Origin of the sequence: Bradyrhizobium sp. SHOUNA76 (assembly GCF_023006445.1) — a bacterium.
In the GTDB taxonomy this organism is placed as follows: domain Bacteria; phylum Pseudomonadota; class Alphaproteobacteria; order Rhizobiales; family Xanthobacteraceae; genus Bradyrhizobium.
On sequence record NZ_JALBHA010000840.1, the window covers coordinates 1 to 1,559 of the forward strand.

Consider the following 1,559-nt stretch of genomic DNA (forward strand, 5'->3'; position numbering starts at 1 on the left):
ATCCAGGATCTTGGCGTTGTTCGGCTCCTGCTCGAACTTCACCAGCTGATTGTCCACGGTGTCCAGGCTCTCGCTGGTCTCCGTCAGAAACTCCCGCAACAGATCATCCATTAAAACAGGCCTTCATACAGGAAGGGCGCGCACGAGGTGTGATGCGCCATTTCGGAATGGGGGCCAGCTTCACCGCAAAGCGTTTAATATTGGTTGAGTATGTGCAAAAGAACGGAACCAACAAAGAGATAAGGCGCTCCGGACAAGCCGAAGCGCCTCGTAAAGATTCGATTAAGAGGCCGAGCGCGGCGCGCGTTTACGAAGCGGTAACGGTGATGGCTTCGCCTTCTGGCGCAAGCTTGACGGTAAGACCGCAGGCCTCTGCCAACAGCCGCGTGTAATAAGGCTGGATCGCGTGAGCGTCCGCGGCAGGGCCGCGCTCGCCGCTCAGGAGTTCGGAGATGTTCTGCGGCAGGCGCGCGTTATGGCCGGTCGCAGTGATGCGAAAGCTCATCGTTTCGCCCTCGCCGATCGGGTCGATCGTCAGCATACCGCCGCGCGGGATCGTATGCTGGGCGACGACCAGCATGTTGAGCAGCAGCTTGACGCGGTTCTTCGGCATCAGAATCCGCGGCAGATTCCAGGTGATCGAGCACTTGCCGTCCTCGATGTGGCCGCGCGCCATGGTCTGGGCATCGCCGAGATCGATCTGCGCGCCGGAGGAGCCGGCCGCCCCGAAGGCAAGACGGCAGAACTGGAGCCGGGCGGAGGCGGTCTTGGCGCTCTTGCGAATCAGGTCGAGCGCGAACTCGCGGTCTTCGGGCTTGGGATCGTCGTCGAGCACCTCGAGCCCGTTGACGATGGCGCCGACAGGGCTGATGAGATCGTGGCAGACCCGAGAGCACAGCAGCGCTGCGAGTTCGAGCATATCGGGAGCAGTAGCGGTCGCGGGCGACGAGGCGTCAGACATATAAAGGGGTCCTGGAGGGTTCCTGGAATTGCACGGCGCTGGACGCCGCGAATCACGCATGCTTGACGGATGCTGCGGGTTCTAACATTCGCCAGCCCGCGGCAGCTAGCTTGCGATCACGCCGAGGCGGTCATAAGCACGGGCGAATCAGTCGAGAGGAACGAATTGCCGATGATTGAGGCATCCAGGTGAAGCGGATCATCGACGGCGCGGCCGCATCCGGCCTGATGGAGCCACTGACGGCGCTGGTGGTGAAGGCGGGCGAGGCGATTCTCAGGGTCAACCGCGCGGCGATGCGGGTCGACGGCAAGCAGGACGGCTCGCCGGTGACCGAGGCGGATCTTGCCGCCGACCACATCATCGCGGAGGGCCTGGCCCAGCTCGCAGGCGACGTCCCGACGCTCTCGGAAGAGCGGACCCACCTCGCCTCGCCGCCATTCGAGGGCAGCTTCTTCCTGATCGATCCACTCGACGGCACCAAGGAGTTCGTCGCCGGTCGCGACGAGTTCACCGTCAACCTCGCCCTGGTGACATCGGGCGTGCCGCTGCTGGGCATCGTCAGCGCGCCTGCGCTCGGCGTGCTGTGGCGCGGCATCGT

The 1,559-nt window shown here is 63.6% G+C and carries 2 protein-coding genes; one reads left to right on the forward strand and one right to left on the reverse strand.

The annotated features are described in order from the left end of the window. Positions 1-307: 307 nt before the first annotated feature. Positions 308-961, reverse strand: coding sequence for a histidine phosphotransferase ChpT (gene chpT / locus MOV74_RS37755; RefSeq protein ID WP_246932546.1), 654 nt, complete (start codon positions 959-961; stop codon positions 308-310). 188 nt (positions 962-1,149) lie between these two features. Here chpT and MOV74_RS37760 point away from each other — a divergent pair. Further along, on the forward strand, positions 1,150-1,559 hold a 410-nt coding region (locus MOV74_RS37760; protein ID WP_309486880.1), incomplete at its 3' end, for an inositol monophosphatase family protein.

Excerpts from the sequence above, each read along its gene's own strand:
- chpT (WP_246932546.1), bottom strand. The coding sequence starts at position 961 with ATGTCTGACGCCTCGTCGCCCGCGACCGCTACTGCTCCCGATATGCTC.